Origin of the sequence: Desulfovibrio sp. ZJ369 (assembly GCF_011039085.1) — a bacterium.
GTDB lineage: Bacteria > Desulfobacterota > Desulfovibrionia > Desulfovibrionales > Desulfovibrionaceae > Desulfovibrio.
Window position 1 is genome coordinate 97,395 of record NZ_JAAKEI010000001.1, and the last position, 22,261, is coordinate 119,655.

Sequence of the window (22,261 nt, forward strand, 5' to 3'; positions counted from 1 at the left end):
AGGGCCGGGTAAAAAAAATTTTACGAAAGTGTGCGGAATACGCCTTTCATGCCTTGACAAAAATAGAGGGGCAGATACCATCTCTTCTGCGAGGCCAATGAGGTCCCGCGTTGTGCAGAAAGGAAAGGTATTTTTTTGGAGTACGAGCTGTCAGGAGGACACCATGAAACGTTATGCTCTTCTTCTCGCCTTAGTTCTGGCCCTGGCCGCCGGTTTCGGCTGCGCCAAGAAGACCACCGCCGAACCCGGCTATGACGATGGCCTTACGCCCGAAATGCGCGCCGCCATCCAGCAGATTACCGACGCCCGCGTCTATTTCGCTTTTGACAAGTTCAACATTGATCCCCAGTACAAGGAAATGTTGAAGGCCAAAGCCGACTTGATGAAGCAGTACCCCAGCATCCGCGTGCGCATTGAAGGCAACTGCGACGAACGCGGCACCCAGGAATACAACCTGGCCCTCGGCGAACGCCGCGCCCGCGCCGCCTACGAATACATGGTCATGCTGGGCGTGAACCCCAACCAGCTTGAAATGCTCAGCTACGGCAAGGAAAATCCGGCCGTGCAGGGCAATAACGAGGCTGCCTGGGCCAAGAACCGCCGCGACGACTTCCGCGTGATCGCCCACTAGGCTTTCGCCCCGCAGGCATTGTGAGGCCGTCCCGTTCGGGGCGGCCTTTTCTTGTGCCCTTAGCCCGCTCTGCCACGCTTGCGGGCCGGCCCGGCTTCACGTTACACTGCTCTCATAACCAAGGATGTTGTCATGAAAATAGCCGTTCTGGACGGAGCCGTGCTGAACCCCGGTGATGTGGACTGGGCTCCCCTCAAGGCTCTCGGAGCACTGACCGTGTACAACGAAACCTCCGGGGAAGAACTGGCCGAACGGGCGCGCGGCGTGGACGTGCTGCTGGTCAACAAAACCGCACTGCGCCGCCAGGATCTGGACAAGCTTGACGGCGTGCGTCTGGTGGGCGTGCTGGCCACAGGCTACAATACTGTGGACATAGAGGGCCTGGCCGAGCGGAAGATCCCGGTCTGCAACGTGGTCGCCTACGGCGTGGACGATGTGGCCCAGCATGCCCTGGCCCTCTTGCTGGAGCTTTGCCGGCACACCAGTCTGCACACCCGCAGCGTCAGGAACGGCGATTGGGAAAAGTCCGGGCAATGGTGCTACTGGAAACGCACCCCGCTGTGCCTGCAGGGTCTGACCATGGGCGTGATCGGTTTTGGTTCCATCGGCCGCCGGGTGGGCGAGCTGGCGCACGCTTTCGGCATGAGCGTGCTGGCGCAGTGCCGCACGCCCAAAAATCCGCCAGCCTACACGCCCTTTGCCTTTGCCGGGCTGGAGCAGGTGCTGGCCTGCTCGGATGTCATTTCCCTGCACTGTCCGCTCACGCCCGAAACGCGCGGGCTGATCAACGCGCAAAGCCTGGCGAAAATGCGCCACGGCGTCATTTTGCTGAACACGGCGCGCGGCCCGCTGGTGGATGAAGCCGCCGCGGCTGAAGCTCTGAAAAGCGGCCGCCTCCGCGGCCTGGGCACGGATGTGCTCTCCGTGGAGCCGCCCGCGCCGGACAACCCCTTGCTCAGCGCGCCCAACACCCTGATAACGCCGCACATGGCCTGGGCCACCACCAAAGCCCGGCAGAACATCATTGATCTTATGGCCGAAAACATCCGCCGCTGGCAGCAAGGCGCTCCGATCAACGTGGTCAATGGAGTCTGCAAGGCATAGCCATGTTCATCGACATCCATACCCACGCCTTTCACCCCAAAATCGCCCATAAGGCTGTGGATCATCTCAACAGCTTTTATAATGTGGCCTGCGCCGGCGACGGCACCATCGATCACCTGCTGGCGCGGGAAAAACACGCGGGTCTGGACAAATGCGTGGTGCTCTGCGCGGCCACGGCTCCGGCCCAGGTGATCCCGGCCAACAATTACGCCGTGAGCCTGCAGAACAGCCACCCTGAAGTCATCGGCTTCGGGACGCTGCACCCCGGCTATGCAAGCTGGCAGGCCGAACTGGCGCGGATCAAGGCCGCGGGCCTGCGGGGGATCAAGCTGCATCCGGATTTTCAGGGCTTCTGGCTCAACGACGAGCGGCTGTTGCCCATCTTTGAGGCCGCGCAGGAGGATTTTATTTTTGAAATCCACATCGGGGACGCCACGCGCCCGGAGAATAATCCCTCCTGCCCCTATAAGCTGGCCCACATTCTGGATACCTTTCCCCGGCTCAGGATCATTGCCGCGCATCTGGGCGGCTACCGCATGTGGGAGCACGCGCTCAAAGCCCTGGGCGGCAGGCAGCGCGACAATCTCTGGTTCGATACCTCAAGCAGCACCCCTTTTGTCACGCCCGAACTGCTCAAAACCCTGTTCGCCGTCTTTCCGAGAGAGCGCCTGCTGTTCGGCACGGACTGGCCGCTCTATGACCCGGAGGAAGAGCTGGAGCGGCTGCAACGCATGGCGGGCCTGAGCGAGGACGAGCTGGAAGCCGTGATGAGCAATGCCACGGAGTTGTTCGCCTTGCAGGAGAAGGGATTGGGATAACGGCATATTCAGAGGACGTGCTTCTTCGCTTCCCGCACACGCGCATTGACAGACAGCCCGTTTTGCGGGTAAAGCTTTTGCCAGGCCGGACGGCGGCAGCACTGCCAACCCCGTCAGGTCCGAAAGGAAGCAGCGGCAACAGAGGTTGCCGGGTGTCCGGCCCACAAAAGCCGCAACGAGATTTCTCCGTTGCGGCTTTTGCCGTTCAGGGCCGCGCCACGAGAGAAGGCTTTAGAGCGTTTTCTCTTTGAAAATGCTCTGCTGACGCGAAAGCGGCAGCCGCCGCAACGAGGCGTACATTCAGGCGAAAACCGCGTTTTTCGCCTGAATGCCACCTTTGACTTTCATAAAAAGTCAAAGGTAATCTGCTCTAGCGCGGCCACGTCCGGCCTCAGCCGGAAATTTTCTCCGGCGTAATGGCTGTTGCTGCTGCCGCGCCGCGGCTGCTTTTCATTGCAGGAAAAGCGAGGTCTGCGCCGTTTTTCGGGGCATGGGCGAAAAGCGCGTTGTCCCACTGCGTTTCGACCATCGGATCCACCTGATAGATGGCGCGCATTTCTTCCAGGTGCAGGCGCATGGCTTGCTCGGCGCCGTCGGGATCGCGCCGGGTCAAGGCCTCAAAAACAGCCTGATGCGCCGTGCAGGATCGCTCGCTCTGGCGGCGTACCTGCATGGAAGCATAGAGGGGCGTGATCAGCCAGCCCGCAAAGCCTTCGGCCAGCAGGCCGAGAAAAGGATTGCCCAGAAATTCCACCAGCAGCCGGTGAAATGCGATATCCGCCTCGGCAAAGGAGCGGATTTCGGAATGCTCCAGAAAATGCCGCTGGCTTTCCAGAACTTCTTCCAACTGGCCCAGTTGCGCGTCCGTGATGCTGTGCGCCAGCTGCCTGGCTACCGAGGTTTCAAAAAAAAGGCGCAGATCATGCAACTGCCGCCAGCCGTCCGGCGAACTGGAATAAATTTGCAGCGTGGCGCGCATTTCCTCCAGCAGCGGCCTGAGGGTCAGCTTGCAGACCCGGGCGCGCATGCCCGGCGACAATTCGACAAGCCCCATCCGACCCAAGGCGGACAAGGCCTCCCGCACTGCCGGCCTGCCCACGCCGAACTCTTCCATGAGTTCCCGCTCGGAAGGCAATTTCTGCCCTTCCTGGTAAATGCCGGACTGAATGTCCTCCAAAAGACAGGTCAACACCTCGGTATGCACGCGCGGCCGCTGGATGTTGCGCCTTCTGGTTCCCAGTATGTCTGTAAGTTTGCTTCTCATAATAATCACTGGCACGGGTAAAAAAGTCCACTGAAAGTGACGCTGCATGCCTTGAGTTACTCTGCCGCACTGTCCGGCAATTGTAAACTCAATGCGCACATTACCCCGGACGAATTTCGGTGGCTGCCGAAATTCCTTGCACTTTTTTGGTATGACATGTTGACTTGTCAATAGCAATCTCCTATTCATAAGGAAAGCTCACAAAGTCCCGCCGACCGGAAGATCGCTCGCGCACAGCGCGAGCAGCATGAACGTCGCGCGCGGGTCCGGATCGCGCCGGCCTTGCTCCCGCGGACACTCCCGAGGAGGAGGGACGCGCCGGAATTATTTTCGTCTGGTGAAATGGTCAAGGCAATTTTGTACGACTTTTACACAGAGGAGTTTTCAAATGGCTGTCATGCGCTCCGTCTTCTATGTCCCCGGCAACAACCCCAAGTTCATCGAAAAAGCCCCCTCCATCCCGGCCGACATCATCACGCTGGACCTGGAAGACGCCGTTCCCCCGTCCGAGAAGGAAAACGCGCGCAAGATGATCGTCGAGAACATGAACAAGATCGCCAAGGCCAGCGTGAGCGGCGCTGAAATGTATGTGCGTATCAACAACTGGGAAACCGAGATGACCAACGACGACCTGGAAGCCGTGGTGCAGCCCGGCCTCAACGGCGTCACCCTGGCCAAAACCGGTCATCCCGACGACGTGAAACGCCTGGCCTGGAAGCTGGAAGAGCTGGAACGCCGCCGCGGCATGGAAGTCGGCACGGTGAAAATCTCCATGCTGCTGGAAACCGCCAAGGGCATCATGAACGCCTATGAGTGCTGCATGGCCAGCCCGCGCAACGTCAACGCCATCTTCGGCGCCGTGGACTACTGCCGCGACATGCACGTCAAAATCACCAACGAAGCCGTGGAGCAGCTCTGGGGCCGCGCCAAGGTCGCCATCGCCTGCCGCGCCTCCGGCCTCGTGGCCATTGACGCCCCCTTTGTCTCCTTCCAGGACACCGAAGCTTTTGAACGGAACGTGCGCGACGGTCTGCAGATGGGCTACGGCGGCCGCATGATCATCCATCCCAGCCAGGTGGAGCCTTCCAACCGTCTGTATGCGCCGGATCCGGCCGACGTGGAATGGGCCCGTGGCGTGGTGAAGGTCTTCGAGGAAGAGGGCCTGGCCAAGGGCAAAGCCGCCGTGTCCTACCTGGGCAAGATGGTTGACACCCCGGTATATGACAACGCCCGCGACATTCTGGCCGCTCAGGCTGAAATCGACGCCAAGAACAACAGATAAGCGCGCCGCCTCCACGGTTTCCGGGCGCGACCGCCCGGAAACCGCGTATTCAGCCGAGGCCGCCGACGGCATAGGGCTCAGTGCGGCTTTTCCGGCTCCGCCACCTGGATTCTACAGATGAAGGAGAGACTCCATGTCACGTATCAAAAATCTGCGCGAAGAAGCCCTGGCCATGCACAAGGACAACCAGGGGAAAATTGAAATCCGGGTTAAGGTGCCTGTGCGGGATGCCGATGATCTGACCCTCGCCTATTCCCCGGGCGTGGCCGAGCCCTGCATGGAAATCAACAAAAATCCGTCCGATGTGGACGTGTACACCAACCACTCCAACTTTGTCTGCGTGGTCTCCGACGGCACGGCCGTGCTGGGCCTCGGAAACATCGGCCCGGCCGCGGCCATGCCGGTTATGGAAGGCAAATCCCTGCTGTTCAAGACCTTCGGCGACGTGGATGCCTTCCCCCTGTGCGTGAACACCAGGGACACCGCCAAAATCGTGGAGCTCGTCGAGCTTCTCGCCCCCACCTTCGGCGGGGTGAACCTTGAGGACATCAAGGCGCCCGAATGTTTTGTGATTGAAGACAGCCTGAAGAAAAACGGCGTCTTCAAGGGCCCCATCTTCCATGACGATCAGCACGGCACGGCGGTGGTCACCCTGGCCGGTCTGATCAATGCCCTGAAAGTGGTGGGCAAAAAGCTGGAAGACATCAAGGTTGTCACCAGCGGCGCGGGCGCGGCCGGCATTGCGATCATCAAGCTGCTGATGGCCGTGGGCCTCAAGAACGTGATCATGTGCGACTCCAGGGGCGCCATCTGGGACGGACGCGCCGAGGGCATGAATCCCTATAAGGTCGAGATCGCAAAGCACACCAATCCGGACAAGGTCAAGGGCGGTCTGGCCGAGGCCATCAAGGGCGCGGATGTCTTCATCGGCGTGTCGGCTCCCAATTCTCTGGACGAAGCCATGATCAAAAGCATGGCCAAAGATCCCATTGTCTTTGCCCAGGCCAATCCCATTCCGGAAATCTGGCCCTTGCAGCGCGCCCATGACGCCGGGGCCAGGGTTGTGGCCACGGGGCGCTCGGACTGCCCCAACCAGATCAACAATGTTCTCGCCTTTCCGGGCATTTTCCGGGGCGCCATCGACGTGCGCGCCACGGACATCAACGACGCCATGAAGATTGCCGCGGCCCGGGCCATCGCGGAACTGGTTCCGGCCGCAGAACTGAGCCCGACCCTGATTATTCCTTCCACCCTGAACCCCGACGTGGCGCCTATGGTTGCGGCGGCAACGGCGAAAGCGGCTATGGACAGCGGCATTGCCCGCGTGAACATCGATCCCGCCGTGGTGGCGGAAAATCTACGGCAGCGCCTGGCCAAGCAAGTGCGCGCCTGAGCATGTCGCTCGCAAAATCCTCTAACCCTGTTGGGGAAAAGACATGTTGAGTGATTCCCTTGCCAAGGAATTTGAGGCTATTGTCGGTAAGGAAAACGTCTTTACCAGCGAAGCTGACCGCCAGAACTACGCCTATGACTCGTGCGTGTGGGCTCCCTGCATTCCCGGCGGCGTCGTGCGACCCACCAGCACCGAGCAGCTGGGCCCGATCATCGAGCTCTGCTACAAGGAAGGCCTGCCCATGACCGTGCGCGGCGCGGGCACCAACCTTTCCGGCGGCACCATTCCGGACAGCAGCGACACCATCGTCATTCTGACCACCGCGCTGAACCGCATCCTTGAAATCAATACCGAAGACCTCTACGCCATTGTGGAACCCGGCGTGATCACCGCTCCTATGGCGGCCAAAATCGCTTCCCTGGGCGTCTTCTATCCCCCGGATCCGGGCTCCATGTCCGTATCCACCATCGGCGGCAACGTGGCCGAGAACTCCGGCGGCCTGCGCGGTCTGAAATACGGCACCACCAAAGACTACGTCATGGGCATGGAAGTCTATGCCAACACCGGCGATCTGGTGCGTTGCGGCTCGCGTTGCGTGAAATGCGCCACGGGGTACGCCATTGCTCCCCTTCTGGTGGGCAGCGAAGGCACCCTGGCCGTCACCAGCCAGGTCACCCTGAAACTTGTGCCCCCGCCCAAGGCCTCCAAAGCCATGATGGCCCTGTTCTCGGACATGCAGTCCGCCTCCAGGGCCGTGGCCGCGATCATCTCCGCGCATGTGGTGCCCTGTACCCTGGAATTTCTGGATCACGCCACCATCAACTATGTGGAAGATTATGTGAAGATCGGCCTGCCCCGCGACGCCGGCGCCATGCTGCTTGTGGAAGTGGACGGCCATCCCGCCCAGGTCCAGGACGAAGCCGCCATCGTGGAAAAGGTGCTCAAGGACTGCGGCTCCACGGAAGTGGTGGTGGCCAAGGACGCCGAGCAGAAAAAGAATATCTGGGAAGCCCGCCGCGTGGCCATTCCGGCTCTCGCCCGCGCCCGTCCCACGTTCATGATGGAAGACGTCACCGTGCCGCGCTCCCAGATTCCGGCCATGATCGCGGGTCTGGAAAAGATCGCCAAGGATCGCAACGTGACCATTGCCACCTTTGGCCACGCCGGCGACGGCAACCTGCACCCCGGCATCCTCTGCGACAAGCGCGACAAGCAGGAATGGGCGCGCGTGGAACTGGCCGTGGACGACCTCTTCAACCTCGGCCTTGAGCTCAAGGGCACGCTTTCCGGCGAGCACGGCATCGGCCTTGCCAAGAAGCAGTGGCTTGAGAAAGAGACGTCGAGAGGCTCCATCATGTTCTCGCGCCGCCTGCGCAACGCATTTGACCCCAAGGGCCTGTTCAATCCGGAAAAAATCGTCGGCGCCCGTGGGTAGAAAATCCGCCGGGGCGGCATCGCCGCCCCGGAACCATCAATCTCAAGCAGCCGGATGGACGACGGCAAACAGCTTTCCGTCCGGCACAGGGGCTGGAGCATGAACGATCTTACCAGGCTTGCCAATTCGTTGATGGCTCTGGACGACAAGTTGGTCTCCTGCATGAAATGCGGCTTTTGCCAGGCCTTCTGCCCGGTTTTTGACGAAACCGGCCAGGAAGGCGACGTGACCCGAGGCAAAATCGCCCTTGTGGAAAACCTGGCCCACCTTGTCCTCCAGGATCCTGAAGCGGTTCACGAGCGGCTTTCCCGCTGTCTCCTTTGCGGCGGCTGCAATTTCAGCTGCCCGGCAGGCGCGCCCACTATGGACATTTTCCTTGAAGCGCGCGCCATTGTGGTCGGCTATCTGGGGCTTTCGCCCATCAAGAAGGCCATCTTCCGCACGTTGCTTCCCAATCCGAAACTTTTCAGCACCCTCTTGAAATTGAGCTCGCCCTTCCAGGGCCTGTTCATCAGAAAGGACAACTCGCCCCAGAACACGGCCTGCGTGCCAATGTTCAAGGCTTTTATCGGCGAGCGGCATATCCCCATGCTGGCTAAGCAGACCCTGGCCGCCAAAGTGGGCAAGCGCGATACCCCGGCCGGCAAAAGCGGGCTCAGGGTGGCCTTCTTCCCCGGCTGCATGGGCGACAAGATCTATGTGGACATGAGCATGGCCTGTCTGAAGGTCTTCGAGCATCACGGCGTAGGCGTCTTTTTGCCCGACAACCTTGCCTGTTGCGGCATTCCCGCGCTGGTTTCCGGCGACAAGCAGAGTTTTTCCAAGATGGCGAAATACAATCTGGACGTGTTCAAAAAGGGCAATTTCGACTATATTGTCACGCCCTGCTCGTCCTGCACGGCCACCATCAAGGAACACTGGCAGAACGCCGACGATCTTTCGGCCCAGGACAAGGAATTTGCCCGTCAACTGGGCGAAAAAGCCATGGATATCAACGCCTTTGTGGTGGATGTGCTCAAAGTGACGCCGCCCGAGGGCGCGGGCAAAGGCCGGACCAAGGTCACATATCATGAATCCTGCCATCTGATGAAATCTCTGCGGGTCAGCAAACAACCCAAGGATCTCATCAAGATGAACAAAGACTATGAATATGTGCCCCTGAAGGAAGCGGATCACTGCTGCGGCTGCGGCGGCACCTTCACCCTCACCCAGCCGGAGCTTTCCGCCAAGATCGGCCAGCGCAAGCGCGACAATATCGTGGCCAGCGGCGCCGAGGTCGTGGCCATGGGCTGCCCGGCCTGCATGATGCAGATATCCGACATGCTGGCCCGCAATCATGACCCGATCAAAGTCAAGCACACCATTGAGATCTACGCGGATTCCCTGCACTGAGCAAACGCGGGCCGCACGGCATCCGGCATGCGACCCGCGGCAAAAAACGCCGCCGGCCGGCGGGATGTGAATCAATGCGAAGCAAATGGGCAGGACCGTTGAGGCCCTGCCCATTGCGGAACAGTCGCTTATTTTTTGCAAAACCTGTGGCCGCAAAGTAGAGCATTTTGCCCTTGAAAATGCTCTCATACCGTACACTGTGCGGCATGGGAGCATTTCAAAATTGAAGTGCTCCAGGGGGCTGAAAAGCGCGACCAACGTCCTTTTGCCGGAAAAAGCATCAGGGACGGCGCGCAATCAGACCGGCCTGCCCCAGGGCCTGTTTATTGCCTTTTCCCAGGTTGAAAATGCCAAAACCACAAGGAGACCAGCACCATGCACCTCAGCAAAATCGGCGAAGCCGGAGCGGCTGAAAGCGGCGATATTCTTGTGACTGTGACACCCGCCCAGGAAACGGGCATTCAGGTGGAACTGACCGGAAAGCCGGTTATCCTCAAACAGTTCGGACGCCAGATTAAAGAGTTGATTGCCGAAACTGCCGCCAAAAGCGGCGTGCAGCATGCCCTGATCAGCGCCAAAGACGGCGGCGCGCTTGATTGCACCATCAAAGCCAGAGTCCGCGCGGCCATCCAGCGGGCTGTGTAAGGGAGCGTCACCATGAGAAGCGTACTGTTCATTAACGGCAACGACCCCAAAGCCCTGCTCAACTCCACGCTCTACGGCGCGGACGCGCTGGCCTATGATCTGCATGACGCGGTGGACGCGGCCAATAAAGACGCGGCTCGCCTGCTGCTGCAAGAGGCTCTGGCCTTTTTTGAATTCGGGCAGGCCAAGGTTTTCGTGCGGATAAATCCCATGAGCGAGTGCGGCGCCGAGGATATCGCGGTGGCGGGCAAAGGCAGACCGCAGGCTTTTATTCTTCCCCAGGCCGATGCGGCTTGCGTGCGCAAGGCCGATACGGCCATTGCCGCACTGGAAGCGGAAAACGGCTTTGCTGCGGGCTCGATCAAGCTGATTCCCGTGGCGGAAAGCGCCCTGGCCATTGCAAACACCGCCGAGTTGCTGGCAAGCTGCCCCAGAATCATAGCCGCTGTTTTCAACGCCAAGGGTTTTCTGAAAGATATGGGAGTGCCCGACACCGGCGAGAGCGAACAAGTGCTTTATGCCCGCAGCAGGCTGGCCGTTGCCTGCCGCGTGGCCGGCATTCCGGCCATTGACGGGGCCTTTCTCCAGGCCAAGGATGCGGACGGCCTTGCAGCGGACGCGGCCAGAGCCAGATCTCTCGGCTTCAGCGGCAAAGTGGCTGTGAGCGGCAATCAGGTTCCGATTATCAATGAAATTTTCGCCTGACCGCAGCCGCACGATCCTCTCAGACAGGAGAGCGTTTTGCTCATGAAATCAGCTCAACGCTCTGGCAGGGCGAAGCCATGCCCGCCGCAAATCTGCATGTGGGAGCAGGCATCTTCCATACTTTGAAAGTATCTCATCTCAAAGGTAATCTGCTCTCGATAACTGAAGAAGGGAAAGCAGCATGAAAAATATTCTGGGCCGTGATATCCCCGACTATATTGAAGGGTACGGGCAGGTGAAGCCGTTTATCGGCGCATACGCCAGCCTTGACGACAGATCGAGAACCATTGTCAAACGCCGCACCGTTAAACCCGGCAACAAGCTTGAGGCCGGCGATCAAAAGCTGCTCGGCTCCATTGAGGAAGTGCTGGACAAGGTGGGCCTGCGCGACGGCATGACCGTGTCTTTTCACCATCATCTGCGCAACGGCGACTATGTCACCAATATGGTCATGAAAGCCATTGCCGACAGGGGGATTAAAGACATTCATGTGGCTGCCACCGGCATTTTCGCCTGCCATGAGCCCCTGGTGGAATACATCAAATCCGGCGTGATCACCGGCATTTCCGTCAACTACATCTCGCCCGGCCCGGTGGCCAAGGCCATCACCAGGGGCCTTCTGGCCAAACCGGCGGTGTTCCGCAGCCACGGCGGCCGCCCCAGAGCCGTGGAGGCCGGAGATCTGCATGTGGACGTGGCTTTCATTGCCGCGCCCTGCTGCGATGTTTACGGCAACCTCAACGGCACGCAGGGCAAGTCGGCCTGCGGCGTGCTCTCCTATATCTATCCTGATGCTCAGTATGCGGATCAGGTGGTGGCCGTCACGGACAATCTTGTGGATTATCCGGCCTGCCCCATTGAAATCAGCCAGGATTTCGTGGATTATGTCGTGGTTGTGGATTCCATCGGCGATCCCAACGGCATTGTGTCCGGCACCACCAGGGTCACTTCGGATCCCATCGGCCTGAAAATCGCGGCCGCGGCTGCCGAGCTGCTCGACGAGACCGGCTACATCAAGGAAGGCATGTCCTGCCAGACCGGCGCGGGCGGCACCTCCCTGGCCGTGGCCGCCGAGATCAAAAAGCGCATGCTCGCCAAAAATGTTGTCGGTTCTTTCGGCGCGGGCGGCATTACCGCCTATTTTGTGGAAATGCTCAATGAAGGCCTTTTCCGCGCGCTTTTCGACGTGCAGGATTTTGATCTGGTATCCGTGGCCTCGGCCGGGAGCAATCCCAAACACATGGCCATGAGCGGCTCCTTGTACGGCAACCCGCACAACTGCGGACCGGTGGTCAACAACCTGGACATCATGATCCTGGGCGCCACGGAAATAGATACGGACTTTAACGTCAATGTGGTCACCGGCTCGGACGGCACGATCATGGGCGCTTCCGGCGGGCATAACGACACGGCCGCCGGGAGTAAAATCTCCATTGTGGTCACCAATCTGCTCAAGGGCCGCCTCTGCGTGCTGCGCGACAAGGTCACCACCGTGACTTCGCCGGGCGAAACAATTGATGTGCTGGTGACGGACAGGGGCATTGCCGTCAACCCGCGGCGCACCGATCTGCTGGAAAAACTGAAAGACTCCGCGCTGCCGATCATGGACATCCATAAACTCAAGGATATCGGCGAAAGACTGGCCGGAAAGCCGGACCCCATTGCATTTACGGATAAGGTGGTGGCCGTGGTGGAATACCGCGACGGCACCGTCATTGATGTGGTCCGGCAGCCCAAATAAGCCGGGATTCAAGCCGCCGGGGACGTGGAACCCTTGCAACGGCTTGCTGCGACAGGACGCGCGAAATGCTTCGCGCGTCCTGTTTTTTTATTGAAAAGCGGCCGCCTTACGGATGACGACAGCAGAGACAAGCGCAGGCGCAATTTACTTGCGCCGTTAAGCGCCGGAGCGAGCGTTTCAAAAACAATATGCTCTAATGGCCCGTGATGGCGTATTTCTTCAGCTTATACTGCAGCAAGCTCTTGGAAATTCCCAGATATTCCGCTGCCTTGACTTGTATCAGATCGGCGCGCACCAAGGCCCGGCGGATCAATGCGGCCTCGATCTTTTCCAGCGTGTCCGCCAGATCCAGTTGCACGGGCAGCAGATCCACGGCGCTTTTGAACTGCGATTCCTCATCGCGGATTTCCGGGGGCAGATTGTCCACCTCTATGACGGGTCCCGGAACCAGCACCAGGCAGCTTTCCACCACGTTTTCCAACTGCCGGATATTGCCGGGCCACTCGTAGCCTGTGAGGTAATTGAGGGCCTCGGTGCTGAAGGTCTTGGGCGGCATATTGTTGTCCGCCGTGACCTTTTCCACAAAATGCGCCACCAGCAGGGGGATGTCCTCGCGCCGCTCGCGCAGAGGCGGCAGAGGAATCTGCACCACGTTCAGCCGGTAATACAAATCATCGCGAAAGGTCCCCTTTTCCACCAGGGCGGTCAGATCCTTGTTGGTGGCGGCCACGACGCGAATATCCACCTCAATTTCCTCGCCGCCGCCCACGCGCTCGAACCTGCGCTCCTGTAAAACGCGCAGCAGTTTGACCTGAAGATCAGGCGTCAGTTCCGCGATCTCATCCAAAAAGAGCGTGCCCCCGTCCGCCTGCTCGAAACGCCCCCTGCGCATGGCCACCGCGCCGGTGAAGGAGCCTTTTTCATGCCCGAAAAGCTCGCTTTCCAGCACGCCGGGATTCAGGGCCATGCAATTCACGGAAATAAAGGGCTTGTCCTTGCGCGGGCTGGTGTAATGAATGGCCCGGGCCACCAGCTCCTTGCCGGTGCCTGACTCGCCGGTGATCAACACGGTGGAGCGGCTCGGCGCGGCACGATCGACCATCACCAGCACATCGCGGATGCCCCGGCTGCGGCCCACAATCTTGTGCACGCCATAGCGCTCGGCCATGGCTTCCTGCAAGAGCCGATACTGGCGATGGGTGCGCGAGAGCTCGGCCGCATTATGAATGGAAAGCAGGAGCTCGTCATTGGAAAAGGGCTTGGTAATATAATCAAAGGCCCCGTACTTCATCACTTCCACCGCGCTTTCGATGGAGCCGAAAGCCGTCATGATCAGCACGGGGATATGCGGCCAGTTTTTCTTGACCCGCTCCAGAACCTCACGGCCCGTGACCTTGGGCATTTTCATGTCCGTCACCACCACGTCCACTTCGCTTTCGTTCAGAAAAGCCAGCGCGGTTTCAGGATCGCTGATGGCCGTGACCGTGTAGCCCTCGTCTTCCAGCAGGGTTTGCAGGACCAGCAGGTAATTTTTTTCGTCGTCAATAACCAGAATATGGGATTTTTCACTCATCGTGCCTTCCTTATGCGGGGGGATCGGCCGCGGGCAGCAGCACGCGCACCAGCGCCCCGCCCTCAGGGCCGTTCTCAAGTTCGATCACGCCGCCGTGGCTGACGATAATCGACTGGACAATGGGCAGGCCCAGGCCTGTGCCCCCGTCCTTGGTGGTAAAAAAGGGATCCAGCAGATTGGGCAGCGTGCCCGGATCAAAGCCCGGCCCGGAATCCAGAAATTCAAGACGCACGCGGCCTTGCCCGTTCTCGCGCTCAAGATCGCCGCGAATCCGCACAATGCCCGGCCCGTCCATGGCCTGCTGGCCGTTAACAAAAATATTGTAAAAAGCCCGATACAGCAAATCCTTGTCCCCGCGCACAAAAAGCCCGGCTTCAGTCTCCCGCTCCACGGCAATGCCGTGGCGGCCCATTTCCCCTTCCAGAAAAGCCAGCACCTGATCAAGCACCAGATTCACGTCCGCCAGATCCTGCCTGGGTCGGCGCGGCCGGGCATAATCCAGAAAATCATTGACCGTCTGGGAAAGGCGCACGGATTCATCATAAATGGCGCCCAAAATACGCGCCGTGCCCGCGTCGGCCTTGTCTGTGCGCCGTTGCAGCAACTCGGCGCTGGAGCGGATAATACCCAGAGGATTGCGGATTTCATGCGCAATGCTGGCGATCACCCGGCCCATGCCGGCCAGTTTTTCATTGCTGTGCAGCTCGTTTTCCAAGAGGCGGTTTTTGTGCATGCGCTCGGCCAGCACGCGCTCGGCGCGGTGAATGAGCATCAGCAGCAGCCCGAAGAGAATCACCGAAGACAAGAGGCACATGACCACGATGATGCCCTGAAAAGCCAGCACCTGCTCGTAGTCGCCGGTGATGTCCTGGGTCAGCTCCAGCGCGCCCATGACCGGCGCTTCCTGCCCGGGCCGCAGGGGCTCGCCGCGCAGAGGATAGAGCACGCGCAGCACAAAGGTGCCCTCGTGCAAGGGCACCCGGAAAGGGGCTTGCCAGGCCGGAATGCTGGAAATAATTTCGGATTTGGGAGCCGCGCCGTGCAGCACCTCGTCCAGATTGGGCGGGGAGAGACCGGCCCGGCCCACGTCTTCCTTTCTGGTGGAATAAGCCACCAGACGCGAAAAATCATAGATCCGCAGCCGTTCCACCGGCAGCCCATGAATCACGGATTGCACGACCCGATCCAGGTGTTCGTACTGCGTGGGCTGACGCAGGGCAATGCGCCCGCTGGCCAGAATAGTGGGCAGAGCGAAACGGCGGAAGATCTGACTGTTGAGATTCTCCACCAGCAGGCGCGCAAAATCCTCCTGACGGGTCAACAGGGTTTGGCGCGCCGAATTGGAAATGAAAAAGGACAGCGCAAGGCTGGTCAGCAAAATGAGCACCAGAGACAGCCAGGACAAGGTGCGCGCATAGCTCAGGGGCAAATCCGTGTCAGCCGCGGGAGCCTGTCTGGAGGTTTCCTCAGCCCCCGGCAGCCCGGAACCGGCAGAGGATCCCGAAGCCGGCCCGGAAGCGGAATGCGACTCATTCATGCAAACGGTCCTCAGGGCATTCCGTTTTGAAATGCCCGGTTAATGCCTGATGCAAAACATCAGAGGCGCGAACCCCAGAGGGTTTCGCGGCGGCGCGGCCGCTTTAGAGCGTTTTGCTAATGAAATTAGCTAAACGCTCTGGTGGTCGCGGGAGCGGACGCCCGCGCCGAATGAGCCTGAAAACCACGCTTTTCAGGCGCTTGTCCCGCTTGCGGGGAAATGATGGCAACGCCGCTTTTGAAATTGAATAATTTCAAAAGCAAAATGCTCCAGGGCTGAAGACGGCAGAGATCCGGCACTCGACCGAACAACAGATGGAATCCGGCTTCAGCCCTTGCGAGGCGGGAGCGCCAGCGCAGGCGAACGTGCGAGCCGTACAGCTCAAAGACTCGCCTGCGCCTGGCGCACGTTCTTCGGGCAAAGGCTGTCGCACGCAGCAGGCGGGCCAAAAGGCAGCGCGGTAAGGGCCCTCGGGCACAGCGCCAAGGGCCCGGACAGATCTGCGGGGAGCCGCGGCCTTGCTTGTTACAACGACGTTAAAAAACCTGCGTCTGTTGCGGAGCCGACAAATAGGCCGCCAAATCCGCCTCTTCCTGCGGATAACCGCCCGCGCCGAGGCGGGCGTTGGCCAGACGCTTGCCCAATTCCACGGCGGGCTGATCCAGGGGGTTGATCCCCATCAGCCATCCGGTGAAAAGCGTGGCCGCTTCCAGAAGCATCATCAGGGAGCCCGCCGCCCTGGGGCCGGTATCGCTCATTTCAATGTGCACAAGAGGCACGCCGCTTTTGCCCAGCGCCATGCGCGTGCCCAGGGCCTCGGCTTCCAGCAGGCTTCCAAAAGGCTTGGCGCGCAGCCAGGCCCATTGTTCGGGCACGTCCATGCCGAAATTGCGGCCCTGGGGCTGGTTGCCGCTGGTCAGGAAAATGCAGCCCTTGTTGCGCGGGCCGTCCAGGAACATCTGATTAATGGAGTGCTGATCCGTCACCCCCGTGGCGGGCACGGGCATGCTGCCTTTGCCCTCCTTGCCCAGACTTTCGGCCCAGAGCTGGGCGAACCAGGGGCCAAAGGTGGCCCACTGCGGGATGTAGCAGAAAAAGATCAACTGGCTGTAGTCGTGATCTTCCAGGGCCTTGGCCCAGCAAGCCAGGGAAAAGGAAGGGTGTTGGCCCAGGGCCGCCGGATTTTTTGCCAAAGGCCGCGCCACGTCTGCCGCGCCATCCAGCAGAGCCTGCCAGTCAATGCCCAGAAAGGCCGCGGGCAACAAACCCACTGCCGAAAGCGCGGAGTAACGGCCGCCCAGATAATCGGGGACTTCCAGAGCCGTAAGGCCGTATCGCTGCGCCTCTTGGCGCAAATAGCCCTTGCTTTCGTCGGTGACCACAATCATCTGTTCCTGCCAGCGCGCGCCCAGCGCGGCCTTGAGCCAATCACGCACCAGAAAATACTGGGCAATGGTCTCAATGGTACCGCCGGATTTACTGATGCAAACCACCACGGTGTCGGCGGGCCTGAGCCTGGAGAGCCAGGCTTCAAAGGTTTCGGCGCAGACATTGTCCGCGATCCAGAGCCAGGGTCCGGTATGTCCGGGCCCGTCCTGACCCGGCGCAAAAGCCCGCTGCATGGCGCGCGCGCCCAGGGCCGAACCGCCGATGCCGAGCACCAGCATATGTTTATAGGCCTTGATGCGCGGAATCAGGGGGGCCATTTCCACTTCCAGCTTGGCGCGGTACGGCATGGTCAGAAAAGGCAGTTCTCCGGCGGCGGTTTCCTGCGCCAGGCGGCGCCCCAGTTCCTCGTGCCGGGCGGCGCAGGCCGCGGCGGCTTCTTTGGGCAGACGATGGCCATAGGCCCTGGACCATTCAAGCAGGTGAGACATGCGTACCTCCCGCGTTTTGAACATTTCAAAAAATGAAATGCTCCCAATGCCCGTAGGGGCGGCGGCGCAATACCGCGTGAATCCGGATTGCACCCTGTTGCCAGTCATTGCTGCCAAAGCCGCAAAGGCCGGGGAGCGAAAAAACGCCGGCGCACGGCTTTATAGGTTTGCGGCCGCACCCCGAAACGGCAACGCCAGAGCGAGCAGTCCTCGCGCGCCGCACAGGCGCGCACTTCGCTCCGGCTGCCCGCGCAGCCCATGCACTGCCTGCGGACGGCCCGCAAGGCCGCGCGTTCGGCCGCATCGGGCGGGGCCGGGCAATCTCCGCCGGGAACAGCTGCCATGCGCCACGCATTCAGGGGGCAGTCAACGTCGGAACAGGAGCGCACCGCCTTGGGCGATGCCCCCTGGCACTCCAGGCAAAATTGCCGGATAGCCGCCACGACGCCGCTCCTGGCCATGCTTACCCAGCCGCCGCGGCGCAACATTTTTTGTATTTTTTGCCGCTGCCGCAAGGGCAAGGATCATTGCGGCCCACCTTGGGGGCGGGGCGCCGGTAGCCCTCAGGGCGCAACGCCACCCCATCCACATAATAGAGTTTGCCATCCTTGCGGCTGAAAAAACTTCTTTCGCCCAGTTGGCGGGGGATGCCGTCCAATTCGTAAAAAGCATGAAATTCCACAAGATCATAAAGCTCGCCATTGACGCCCACGGGCGCGTCCTTGAGGCTCTTGCCCACGTCCAGACGCAGCCAGCGCACGCCCTTGCTTTGCTCCGCAATTTTTTCAGCCGTAATGCCTTCACGAAAATCAGGATGCGTGCTTTGGACCAGCCAGTCATAACGGCCGAGCGCATACGCCGCATAGCGGGAACGCATCAAAACCTCGGCCTCGACGGGCCAGGCCGTGCCGTCAAGATACGGGCCGCAACATTCCGCCAGAGGGCGGTTGCTGCCGCAGGGACAGGTAGGGGACATGAAAGCCGCCTTGGTTATATGCGCCGGGTGAACTCCCGCACTACAACCACTATAGCCTATGCCCTGCCGGGCGGCAAGGCCGAGGCAGGCACGGCGCAAGGCTGGCCCTGGCTGCCGGGAGGCTTCAGACGTTGGCATCCGGGGCTTTTTCCGCTCCGGGAAAAGAAGGCGGGCGCAAGCGGACCAGACTGCCGGGCAGAACAGCTTCAGGGTCGCGCATCAGCAATTCCAGCACGCCCTTGCGCTGCACATCAACCGTGGCCTCGCCCAGTGCGTTCCCCTGGACGTCAAGCACTGTGCAGGTCTGCCCCGCAGCAGGCGCTTTCAGGCCGTGCAGCAGGCACCAGAGACGGCAGCCGCCGTCTTCCAGGCGCAGACGGAAGACTTCGCCGCAGCCCAAAGTAGCTGCCAGGCGGGCAGAACGCCGCCCCAGCACATACACGCAACCGCCGCAGAGCAAGGCGATCATGCCGCAACCGGCGGCCAGCACAAAGGGATTCCAGCCTGTGAGGCGGTAGATGAAAGAGGCCGAACCCGCGCGCCGGGCCGAGGCATCCTCCCACACGCGCACCTTGAACGTCTGCGCGCTGCTTGAGGCCGTCCCCCGGAACCAAACCCGCAGGGCATAACTGCCCTGCTCCGCAAGCGGTTCCGCCGTAACCGTGCCGCGCCACATTCCGTTGCCGAACCAGTAGCCTGCGAAAAATTCGTCCAATCGGAAGTGCAGCGGCGCATCCTCAGGCAGGAACCGGGCCTGCAAGTCATTTGTCACGGGATTTTTGAGCGGGAGCGGCCCGGAAAGCACCAGAGCGTCGCCGGGCAGCAGCTCCAGAAGATCCGAACCCCTGCGCATGTGCGCCAGCAAGCCGTCGATCAGGCCCACCAGGGCCACTGCCAGCAGAACCGCGCTGATCCAGCCAATGCTGCGCTGCTGTGAACGGGTCTTGCGCAAGGTTTGCCAGAACTTTTGGTCGGGATGAGGGTTCATGGGTTCACCTTAGCCCCGGCGCGGCAGAAGAACAAGCCCAAAGCCCGCGCCATGCCCGCTGCCGCCGCCATACGGCTGCAAGAACCCTGCCGCCCGCAAGCCGGTTGCAAAGCCTGCGCATCCCCGGCCGGGCCCCTGCCCGGGCTGTACCCGACCCTGTACGGATGTCGCCTGAGGCACGCGAAAAAAATACGGCGCATGTCTCAGACATTGGTTTCAACGGCTGAGAAGGCCCGGACGGCCCGATGATTCAAGCACGCGCCAGCGCACCAGACAGCGCCCCTGACGGGGCAGGTCGATGAGGCTTTCCTGCTCGGCCGGAAAACGCCTTTTGATCACCCGATTCAAATAAAAGGCAGATGCCCAGAGCGGCACGGTTATGCCGAAAAACCAGAGGCAAAAGGTTATTTCCGAAGAAGCGCCGCGCGCGGCCTGATACATGGCCAGAAAAACCGCTCCCACCATCAGCAGGTTGGCCATGACGCGGATCAGGGCGCTGTACAGAGATTGTTTGTAGCTGTTCATGAGATTTCTCCGGTCTGCGAGGGCATTGTACTGTTGAAATGCTCTCATGCCGCACACGCCGCAGCGCTGCTGTCGACGCCCGTAAACCTTGCAGGCTGACGGGCCGCCATCCGCTCAGGAACGGCATGGATGCGGCCGAAAAACCTGCTTTTCGGCGGCCTGAGCCTTTGAAAAAAGCGACCCGTTTCAAAGGCAAGCTTTTGGAGAATTTGCCGGAGCGGGATGGCCCCGCTCCGGCAGCTCGCGTTTTACTTCTTGAAGATATCCGTCTTGGTGACGTTCATGATTCTCATAGCCTGGCTCTTGTCCTCATTCCTGTACGCGATGCGCATCTCATTGCCCGCCGTCCAGCTATACGGAGGCAGATCAAGCAGATCGGCCGGCACCCTGAAGGTCACCAGCGCGTTCAGGCGCGTGGAATACACGGTTACGGTGCTCTGTTCCCTGTCGATGACCGGGAAGGTCTTGCCCGCAACCTTGGGATGATTCTTCTTGATGTTCTTTTCCACGTCCGTGAACTCCACAGGCACCACCTCCACGCTCTTGGCGGAGGGATCATAGATGAGCACTTCGGACTTGGCGAGGTTAATCATCAGGCGGCCGCCCACATCGGGAAGCGGACCCATGTCCCTGGCTTCCGGGGGCAGTTTGAAGGTATGCACGCCGCCGCTGTAATGGGGATTAAACTGATCGTGGTTGACGTCCACCACAATGGTCAGGGTCCTGGCGGTCGGGTCAAAGGCCACGCACCGGCCCTGCTCCACGCCTCCGTCAAAATCACAGGCTGTGAGCAGCGCAAAGGAGAGGGCCAGCGCCAGCGACAGCAGAATACGTATTTTCATGGCTTGTCTCCTTTAGTTGCCGACGGCCTGTTGCTTCTTGGCGGCCAGTTCCGCCTTGGCGCCCTGCACCATGCGAATCGCGATGTAAATGGAGATGATGCTTACAAAACCCAGCACTTCCACCGTGGCCATGGGGCCGAACAGCCAGGCCAGGGAGGGGAATTCGGCCTGCAGAAGCTTGAGCACCACGGACATCAGGCAGCCGAGCACAGCCAGACCGAACACGATGCGGATGCCGTAGCCCTTGACGTACTTGGTGGCCACAACGCCGATCTGCGCGCCGATGGCCGCGCCGCAGAGCATGATGATGGCCGCGAGCAGTTCCACGCGTCCCTTGTAGGCATACGAGGCTGTGCCGTACAAACCGGAAATGGCCACTTCAAAAAGGTCCGTGCCCACGGCCAGATGCGTGGGGCAACCCACCAGATAGACCAGGGCGGGCATGCGGATCAGGCCGCCGCCGATGCCCAGAATGCCCGCCAGCCAACCCGTGAACAGACTCACGATGATCGGCAGCCAGGCCGAGCAGGTGATGCCGGCGCGCTTGAAATGCACCATGGGAGGAATCCTGAAGGACTGCAGCTTGGAGGCCCAGTCAAGGCCCACGGCCGTCTTGTCAAGTTCCTGCTTGTGGGCCTTGGCCTCGCGTTCCTTTTTGCGGCGCAGGGCCACGTCATGAAAGACCAGCCAGGCCAGCAGAATCAGGAGCACCACATAGAGCCAGCGCACGACCTTGTCCACACTCCCGATGCGTTCCAGCCACATGACCATCTGCGCGCCGATTTCCACGCCGATCACCGTGCCCACCAGCATGGTCAGGCCAAGGACGTAGTCCACGTTGCCGAATTTGCCGTGGCGCATGGTGGAAATCAAGGATTTGCCGGCCATCTGGGCCACGTCCGTGCCGATGGCGAACGCCATGGGAAAGCCCAGGATATTCAGGCCCGGAGTCACCATCCAGGCCCCGCCCAGGCCGAAGAAACCGCCAATGATCCCGACGCCCAGCCCGAGAATGATCAAACCGGGCCAGAAAATGTTCACGCCGGAAATGGGCATCAAAATATACAGCCAATCCATATCTGCCTCCTTTCCGGGCTATTTTTCCGCCAGTTCGCGATGTTCGAGGTCAATGCCGATATGGCGCATGACGACGTCTGCCAAAAGACCGAGGATCGTGCCGAGGATCGGAATGATGATCATGGTCAGAATGGCGAAGAAGAAATGGCTTTCATTATACATTTCCGCCCACCAGTACAAAAGGCCGTCCAGTTTGCGCGTATCGGCCACAATGACCACGTCGGCCTTTTTCTTGGCCGCCAGTGCCAATGACGGCATAAGCACGGGCAGCATCAGCGCGCAGCCCGTAAGCCAGATCCAAAGCCTGCGCATTTTGTTCATAACATCCTCCACTGTGTTGGGTTTGCCCCAGGGGGCGACGCCTTGGCCAAAGTCTGCGACCGCCCGTTCCAAAACCACTTGCCGATAATTTGTGAAAATTAAAGCAAAGGCCGTGCCATTGCACGATCACAGACA

Annotated in this window: 21 protein-coding genes and 1 other RNA gene; 11 read left to right on the forward strand and 11 right to left on the reverse strand. The window is 60.3% G+C overall.

The features are described 5' to 3' along the window. Window positions 1-163: 163 nt before the first annotated feature. The 4 genes from pal to ffs all read left to right on the forward strand — a co-directional run bounded on the left by pal (window position 164) and on the right by ffs (window position 2,720). Window positions 164-631 (forward strand): peptidoglycan-associated lipoprotein Pal, encoded by a 468-nt coding sequence (pal, locus tag G7Y51_RS00425; RefSeq protein ID WP_165067098.1) that lies wholly within the window; start codon window positions 164-166, stop codon window positions 629-631. A gap of 132 nt (window positions 632-763) precedes the next feature. Then, window positions 764-1,735 carry a D-2-hydroxyacid dehydrogenase gene (locus G7Y51_RS00430; RefSeq protein WP_165174459.1) on the forward strand — a complete coding sequence of 324 codons (972 nt, stop codon included), beginning with the start codon at window positions 764-766 and terminating at the stop codon, window positions 1,733-1,735. Between the two features lie 2 nt (window positions 1,736-1,737). Further along, the gene (locus tag G7Y51_RS00435) at window positions 1,738-2,553 is read left to right on the forward strand and encodes an amidohydrolase family protein (RefSeq protein ID WP_165174460.1); all 816 of its coding nucleotides are present in this window, start codon (window positions 1,738-1,740) and stop codon (window positions 2,551-2,553) included. An 81-nt stretch (window positions 2,554-2,634) separates the two neighbouring features. Continuing rightward, window positions 2,635-2,720, forward strand: an RNA gene (gene ffs / locus G7Y51_RS00440) — signal recognition particle sRNA small type. A 224-nt stretch (window positions 2,721-2,944) separates the two neighbouring features. Here the strand turns inward: ffs and G7Y51_RS00445 are convergent. Next, complete coding sequence (locus G7Y51_RS00445) at window positions 2,945-3,817, reverse strand: FCD domain-containing protein (protein WP_165174461.1); 873 nt, start codon at window positions 3,815-3,817, stop codon at window positions 2,945-2,947. Between the two features lie 388 nt (window positions 3,818-4,205). Here G7Y51_RS00445 and G7Y51_RS00450 point away from each other — a divergent pair, with 388 nt between their 5' ends. From G7Y51_RS00450 to citF, 7 genes are all read left to right on the forward strand, one after another. Then, window positions 4,206-5,099 carry a CoA ester lyase gene (locus tag G7Y51_RS00450; RefSeq protein ID WP_165174462.1) on the forward strand — a complete coding sequence of 298 codons (894 nt, stop codon included), beginning with the start codon at window positions 4,206-4,208 and terminating at the stop codon, window positions 5,097-5,099. 142 nt (window positions 5,100-5,241) lie between these two features. Next, window positions 5,242-6,492, forward strand: a complete 1,251-nt coding sequence (locus G7Y51_RS00455) for a malic enzyme-like NAD(P)-binding protein (protein ID WP_346773687.1) — start codon at window positions 5,242-5,244, stop codon at window positions 6,490-6,492. Window positions 6,493-6,535: 43 nt separating this feature from the next. Continuing rightward, window positions 6,536-7,927, forward strand: a complete 1,392-nt coding sequence (locus G7Y51_RS00460; protein ID WP_165174464.1) for an FAD-linked oxidase C-terminal domain-containing protein — start codon at window positions 6,536-6,538, stop codon at window positions 7,925-7,927. 99 nt (window positions 7,928-8,026) lie between these two features. After that, window positions 8,027-9,319, forward strand: coding sequence for a (Fe-S)-binding protein (locus G7Y51_RS00465; RefSeq protein WP_165174500.1), 1,293 nt, complete (start codon window positions 8,027-8,029; stop codon window positions 9,317-9,319). 375 nt (window positions 9,320-9,694) lie between these two features. Next, on the forward strand, window positions 9,695-9,964 hold the full coding sequence (citD, locus tag G7Y51_RS00470) for a citrate lyase acyl carrier protein (RefSeq protein ID WP_165174465.1): 270 nt from the start codon (window positions 9,695-9,697) through the stop codon (window positions 9,962-9,964). 12 nt (window positions 9,965-9,976) lie between these two features. Next, window positions 9,977-10,669 carry an aldolase/citrate lyase family protein gene (locus G7Y51_RS00475; RefSeq protein ID WP_165174466.1) on the forward strand — a complete coding sequence of 231 codons (693 nt, stop codon included), beginning with the start codon at window positions 9,977-9,979 and terminating at the stop codon, window positions 10,667-10,669. A gap of 181 nt (window positions 10,670-10,850) precedes the next feature. Next, window positions 10,851-12,410, forward strand: coding sequence for a citrate lyase subunit alpha (citF, locus tag G7Y51_RS00480; RefSeq protein WP_165174467.1), 1,560 nt, complete (start codon window positions 10,851-10,853; stop codon window positions 12,408-12,410). Window positions 12,411-12,603: 193 nt separating this feature from the next. Here the strand turns inward: citF and G7Y51_RS00485 are convergent, their stop codons facing one another. The 10 genes from G7Y51_RS00485 to G7Y51_RS00530 all read right to left on the reverse strand — a co-directional run bounded on the left by G7Y51_RS00485 (window position 12,604) and on the right by G7Y51_RS00530 (window position 22,126). Then, window positions 12,604-13,983, reverse strand: a complete 1,380-nt coding sequence (locus G7Y51_RS00485) for a sigma-54 dependent transcriptional regulator (protein ID WP_165174468.1) — start codon at window positions 13,981-13,983, stop codon at window positions 12,604-12,606. Between the two features lie 10 nt (window positions 13,984-13,993). Next, window positions 13,994-15,520: an ATP-binding protein gene (locus G7Y51_RS00490; protein WP_241160079.1), complete on the reverse strand. Its 1,527-nt coding sequence runs from the start codon at window positions 15,518-15,520 to the stop codon at window positions 13,994-13,996. A 536-nt stretch (window positions 15,521-16,056) separates the two neighbouring features. Continuing rightward, entirely contained in the window at window positions 16,057-17,397 is a 1,341-nt protein-coding gene (locus G7Y51_RS00495) for a glucose-6-phosphate isomerase (protein ID WP_165067058.1), read from the reverse strand. A gap of 104 nt (window positions 17,398-17,501) precedes the next feature. Beyond that, complete coding sequence (locus G7Y51_RS00500; protein ID WP_241160080.1) at window positions 17,502-17,840, reverse strand: hypothetical protein; 339 nt, start codon at window positions 17,838-17,840, stop codon at window positions 17,502-17,504. Between the two features lie 20 nt (window positions 17,841-17,860). After that, window positions 17,861-18,373: a YchJ family protein gene (locus tag G7Y51_RS00505; protein WP_165174470.1), complete on the reverse strand. Its 513-nt coding sequence runs from the start codon at window positions 18,371-18,373 to the stop codon at window positions 17,861-17,863. A 124-nt stretch (window positions 18,374-18,497) separates the two neighbouring features. Next, window positions 18,498-19,361: a hypothetical protein gene (locus G7Y51_RS00510; protein ID WP_165174471.1), complete on the reverse strand. Its 864-nt coding sequence runs from the start codon at window positions 19,359-19,361 to the stop codon at window positions 18,498-18,500. 216 nt (window positions 19,362-19,577) lie between these two features. Next, entirely contained in the window at window positions 19,578-19,886 is a 309-nt protein-coding gene (locus G7Y51_RS00515) for a hypothetical protein (protein WP_165174472.1), read from the reverse strand. A 248-nt stretch (window positions 19,887-20,134) separates the two neighbouring features. After that, on the reverse strand, window positions 20,135-20,728 hold the full coding sequence (locus G7Y51_RS00520; RefSeq protein WP_165174473.1) for a DUF4881 domain-containing protein: 594 nt from the start codon (window positions 20,726-20,728) through the stop codon (window positions 20,135-20,137). 12 nt (window positions 20,729-20,740) lie between these two features. Then, entirely contained in the window at window positions 20,741-21,805 is a 1,065-nt protein-coding gene (locus tag G7Y51_RS00525; RefSeq protein WP_165174474.1) for a sulfite exporter TauE/SafE family protein, read from the reverse strand. An 18-nt stretch (window positions 21,806-21,823) separates the two neighbouring features. Continuing rightward, window positions 21,824-22,126, reverse strand: coding sequence for a DVU0150 family protein (locus G7Y51_RS00530; RefSeq protein WP_165174475.1), 303 nt, complete (start codon window positions 22,124-22,126; stop codon window positions 21,824-21,826). Window positions 22,127-22,261 lie beyond the last annotated feature (135 nt).